This window comes from Caulobacter sp. P1_B12_2 (assembly GCF_056406675.1).
In genome coordinates this window covers 1-5269 of the sequence record NZ_JBFTZS010000333.1, presented here as the reverse complement: position 1 = coordinate 5269, position 5269 = coordinate 1, and the positions used below count along the sequence as shown (strand labels likewise).

The window sequence follows — 5269 nt, the reverse complement described above, 5'->3', positions numbered from 1 at the left end:
GTTCTGCTGTATGTTGAGCTCGACGCCGGTGACCTTCATGGCGTTCTGGTTGGTCTGGCCGCTGATGTTGACCTGGGCGAACTTCTGCCCGCCGCCGGCGCCGATGAACTGGTTGGAGCTCATGCACTTGGGCGTGCCGCTCGAGTTGTCGATGGTCAGCGTGCCCAGGTTGACGTCGAGGCCGGGGATCTGGCCGTTCGCCGGGCACAGGATGGCCGGGTCGGTGATCGGGCCGATATAGCCGTCGATGTTCTTGCGATAGACGGCCAGCGAGATCAGACCGCCGGGACGGTTATACCATTCCAGCGACGCGTCGAACGAGTCCGAGGTGTAGGGCTTCAGGTTCGTCGCGCCGACCGTGACCGTATAGACCGGGTCGACGGGCGGGGTCAGGTCGGTCGGCACCTGGACGAAGCTGGTCGGCACCGTGTCGCGCGGTTGCGGGCGGACATAGGTCGAATAGGCCGCGAAGCGCAGGATCAGGTCATCCCGCAGGTCGGCCGCCAGGACGATCGACGGTAGCCAGTAGTCGTAGTTGCGGCTGTAGTCCCGCGTGCTCAGCGAGTGATTGACCGGCAGCGGCGCCACCGACTGGGCGGCCGAGCAGTTCTTGCAGTTCAGCGCCGTGATGTCGTTCTGGGTGTACTCGTAGCGAGCGCCGGCCGAACCGCGCACGGGAACGCCCAGCAGCTCGGTCTTGAACTTCGCCATCAGATAGGCGGAGTAGATCTCGTTCTCGTTGGTGAAGTTGTTGTTCCAGTAGTTGCCGTCCCAGTAGTTGTTCACGAAGCCGTAGGGCGTCAGGAACACGCCGGTGGCGGGATCGAAGGCGAACTGGGCGGGCAGGCCGTTCGGGTTGGTCGTCGAACGGGGCTGGGTGTTGACCGGGGTGATAGCCGCCAGGATGCGGTTGAYGTCCAGGCCCATCCAGTTGGACGTCGGGCCACCGGCCTGGCCGCCGAAGAAGTCCTTGGCGTAGGACAGCTGGGCCGCCATGTCGGGCGTGATGTTCTGGGTCTGGGCGCCCAGCGAGGTGTTGCGCGAGCCGCTCGAGACATACTTCAGGTGCTCGGCCCGGACGCCGAACTGGAAGCTGGTCAGGAACGGGTTTTCCGCGAACGAGCGCTCGGCGTCCACCTGGAACGAATCCAGGTCGTTGTTGGACTTGCCGTTGGTGCCGGTGACGCCGAACTTGTGGCCGGCGGTGCCCGCCGCCGCGCCCGGCATCTGTGCGCCGGCCTGGGTGGCCTGGTTGGCGGCGGACGGGATGCCGAAGCCGCCCGCGAGCAGGTGGGTGGCCAGCGGCGTGTTCAGGATGGCCGTGTAGTCCGCCAGGTCCGAACCGTGCAGGTTGWCCGAGGTGGTGATGCCGTTCAGGCCGCCCGCGCCGAGGTTGCGGTACGGGTTCTGGATGATGTCCAGTTCGATCTGGTTCGCCTGGGCCTTGGCGCGGGAGACCGTCAGGTTGGTGGTCACCCGCCAGTCGTCGTTGGTGAACTCCAGGGTCGGGTTGATGGCCCAGGTCGAGTTCTCGGCCGGCTCGGAACGGACCGAGTCGAACGTGTTGATGTTCTCGGCCGAGAAGCTGTTGACGTAGGCGCGCGGGCCGTTCGGCGTGTTGACGATGTAGGGCGTGCCGATGTCGGTGATGTGAGCGACCGCCGAGGTCGCCGTCAGGGCGGTGTTGGTGCCCTGTCCGCCACCCGCGTCGATATAGAGCAGGTTGTTGGTGGCCTCATCCAGCTTGCGCTTGGTCAGGAAGGCGTTCGCGCCCAGCTTCCAGTTCTCGTTGATCCGCCACTCGAAGCCGGTCGCGCCGGAGATCGTGGTGCCGCGGTTGAACTTGACCAGTTGGCGCGTTTGGCTGGGATAGTAGACCCCGCCCGGATTGGCGGCGACCAGGGCGTCATAGACCGGGTTCTGGCCGGGGACCTTCTGGTTGCCCACTTGGATCGAGCCCAGCTTGTTGGCCCAGGAATTGACCGTGATCGAGTCGCGGCGGAACTTCTCGTCCTTCCAGGCCACGACACCGAACACGGCGAAGTCGTCGCTCAGGTGGGCGTTGTAGCCCATCGAGGCCAGCGGGCTGCCCAGGTTGCCGAGGTCGTTGTACTCGTACGAGACCTTGGCGAAGCCGCCGTCCTTGCGCTGCAGGGCGGCGCGATGCGCAGGTCGATGTTGCCCGACAGGCCGCCGGCCAGGTCCGACGCCATCGGCGACTTGATCACGTTGATCGACGTGAAGATGTCCGAGTTGAACGCGCCCAGCGGGGTCGAGCCGTTGAGGATCGGATCGGCGAAGGCGCCGCCGTTCAGGGTGGTGCGGGCGAAGGTGCCGGGCAGGCCGCGCAGGCTGATGGTGGCGTTGCGGCTGTCGGCTTCGCGGTTGATCTGGATGCCGGGAACGCGCTGGATCGCTTCGCCGACGTTCAGGTCCGGGAATCGGCCCAGGCCGTCCGAGGAGATGCCATCCGAGATCTGCAGGGTGTCGCGCTTGGTGGCGATGGCGTTGGCGTAGGCGGCGCGGAAACCGGTTACCACGACAGTGTCGACGACGCTTTCGTCGGCTGGCGCCTGTTGGCCCTGGGCCGGCGCCGTCTGGGCGTGAGCGGCCGATCCGATCGCGACCGCGGCGCACGAGGCCAGCAGCGCGGTGCGCAGGACGAGAGTGTTGCGAACGAGATTCATAGGTCCTCCCCCAGGCGCATCTGATTGGGCGCCCTTAATGTGCCGAGTTATCCGACCAATCGGGAAATGTGTCAATGATTGGTAATGCCACTTTTCAAAGTGGCAGATCTTTCTGGTCAGGCCAAAACCCAGGGAGGCAAGACCAGGCCAGTCACGGCCTTGTTGTAATTGAGATTCTTGGTCCGGCAGGCGGCGGGCGCAGGGCGACGATCGCCGCCCACGGAAGGCATTCTAGCCGCGGTCGCGGATACAATCGTGTGGCAGATCGCCACAATTGGGCGTGCTGATCGACAGATTCGAACGGCGTTCAGCGCTCTGGTAAGGCCGATCGTAAACCTGGCTAGGCCTGGGGCGCCCAGCCGCCGCCCAGGGCCTGGATCAGGGCCACGGCCGTGGTCTGGCGGGCCACGGCGGCGGTCAGCAAGGCTCGTCGCGCCGACAGGGCCGAGGCCTGGGCCGTGACGACGTCCGTATAGGCCACCTGCCCGGCCTTGTACTGGTTCAGCATCATCTGCTCGGTCTGGTCGGCGGCGTCCGAGCTGGTCTTCAGCAGGGCGTAGCGGCGCTCCAGCACCTGGGCGGCGGTCAACTGGTTTTCCACGTCCTCGAAAGCGGCCAAGGCGATCTGGCGATAGTCGGCGACCGAGGCGTCGTAGGACGCCCTCGCCTGCTCCACCCGCGCCTTGCGGACCCCGGCGTCGAACAGGGTCTGAGCGGCGCTGAGGCCCAGCGACCAGGTGTTGGCCGAGGCCGAGAACAGGTTGCCCAGGCTCGACGCGCTGGTGCTGCCCGCCGCGCTGAGGCCGAAGGTCGGGAAGAAGGCGGCGCGGGCCACGCCGATGTCGGCGTTGGCGGCGGCCACCCGGCGCTCGGCGGCGGCGATGTCCGGACGACGCTCCAGCAGGGTCGAGGGCACGCCGGCCGGAATCTCGGGCACGCGGGCGGTCCAGGCCGGGTCGGCGGTCAGGCGGAAGGCGCTGGCCGGCTCGCCCACCAGGGTGGCGATGGCGTTTTCGTAGGCCGCTCGGTTCTGGCGCAGGCTTTCCAGTTCGGCCTGGGCGCCGGCCAGCTGGGTCGTGGCTTGCAACACGTCGGACTTCGGCGCGATGGCGGCGGCGTAGCGGTTTTGGGTGATCTGCAGGCTGCGCTGGTAGCCCTCGACGGTCTTGCCGACCAGGGCCAGCTCGGCGTCGGTCTGGCGCAGGCCCAGATAGTTCACGGCCAGTTCGCCCTGCATCGACAGGCGGGCGCCGGTCAGGTCGGCGGCGCTGGCCTGTTCGCCGGCCTTGGCGCCGGTGACGCCGTTGCGAATGCGCCCCCAGAGGTCGGGCTCCCAACTGGCGCCGATGCTGGCCTGGTAGCGTCCCGCGCTGCCCGAGCCCCCGGTCGAGTTGACCGAGGCCGAGCCGCCCGCCCGGGTCGCCGAGCCCGACAGGTCGATGGTCGGGAACAGGCCGGCGCGCTGCTCGCGCACCAGGGCCCGGGCCTGGCGATAATTGGCCTCGGCGGCGGCGATGGTCTGGTTGGAGACGTTGACCCGGGCGATCAGGGCGTCCAGCTGCGGATCGCCCAGCAAGGTCCACCAGTCGCCGCGATCCAGCAGGTCGCCCGGCGTGGCGACCTTCCAGCCGTCCAGGGCCTTGAAGGTCGCGGGCAAGGGCGTGGCGGTCGGCAGGCCCGGCTTCTCATAGGCCGGGCCGACCGTGCAGGCCGACAGCAGAGCGAGGGCGGAGCCGGCGACGGCAAGGTGCTTGAAAGCAAAGGGCTTGAGGGCGGGCATCAGACGGGCTCCGGGGCGGAGGGCATGTGGGCCAGGTAGCGCTCGTCGCGCGTCTTGCCCCGCAGGCGGTCGAGATAGACGTAGACCACCGGGGTGGTGATCAGGGTCAGCAGTTGGCTGGCGATCAGACCGCCGATGATGGTGATGCCCAGCGGGCGGCGCAGCTCGGCCCCCTCCCCGAACCCGATGGCCAGGGGCAAGGCGCCCAGGGCGGCGGCCAGGGTGGTCATCAGGATCGGACGGAAGCGCAGCAGGCTGGCCTCGCGCACAGCCTCGATCGCCGTCAGCCCGCGCGAACGTTGGGCCTCCAGGGCGAAGTCGATGATCAGGATGGCGTTCTTCTTGACGATGCCCAGCAGCAGGAACACCCCGATCAGGGCGATCACCGAGAACTCCATCTTGAAGATCAGCAGGGCCAGCATCGCGCCGACCCCGGCCGCCGGCAGGGTCGACAGCACGGTCAGCGGGTGGACGTAGCTCTCGTAGAGAATGCCCAGCACGATGTAGATCGCCACGATGGCGGCGGCGACCAGGAACGGCTGCTGCTTGTTCTGATCGTCGGCGCTGCGGGCGCTGCCCTGGAAGCTGCCGCGGACATTAGTCGGCATGGCGATGTCGGCTTCGGCCTGCTTGATGGCCGCCTGGGCGTCGCTGAGCGAGACCCCGTCGGCCAGGTTGAACGACACGGTCGTGGCCAGTTCGCCGTTCTGGTGGTTGATCGAGGTCGGGGTGGCCGATTGGGCGAAGCTGGAGATCGCGGTCAAAGGCGTCATCGGCGTCTGGACCGTGTTCAGGGCCGAAC

General features: G+C 67.6%; 4 protein-coding genes. All 4 read right to left on the bottom strand.

The features are described 5' to 3' along the window. On the bottom strand, nt 1-2073 hold a 2073-nt coding region (locus AC1DZ6_RS18335), incomplete at its 3' end, for a TonB-dependent receptor domain-containing protein (RefSeq protein WP_477098575.1). Continuing rightward, nucleotides 2052-2687 carry a TonB-dependent receptor plug domain-containing protein gene (locus AC1DZ6_RS18330; protein WP_477098574.1) on the bottom strand — a complete coding sequence of 212 codons (636 nt, stop codon included), beginning with the start codon at nt 2685-2687 and terminating at the stop codon, nt 2052-2054. The genes AC1DZ6_RS18335 and AC1DZ6_RS18330, both read right to left, overlap by 22 nt. 340 nt (nt 2688-3027) lie before the next feature. Continuing rightward, on the bottom strand, nt 3028-4467 hold the full coding sequence (locus AC1DZ6_RS18325) for an efflux transporter outer membrane subunit (protein WP_477098573.1): 1440 nt from the start codon (nt 4465-4467) through the stop codon (nt 3028-3030). After that, a partial coding sequence (locus tag AC1DZ6_RS18320) for an efflux RND transporter permease subunit (RefSeq protein WP_477098572.1) occupies nt 4467-5269 on the bottom strand: 803 nt, incomplete at its 5' end. The genes AC1DZ6_RS18325 and AC1DZ6_RS18320, both read right to left, overlap by 1 nt.

Coding starts and splice junctions, on each gene's coding strand:
- AC1DZ6_RS18330 (WP_477098574.1), bottom strand. CDS start 2,687: ATGAATCTCGTTCGCAACACTCTCGTCCTGCGCACCGCGCTGCTGGCC.
- AC1DZ6_RS18325 (WP_477098573.1), bottom strand. CDS start 4,467: ATGCCCGCCCTCAAGCCCTTTGCTTTCAAGCACCTTGCCGTCGCCGGC.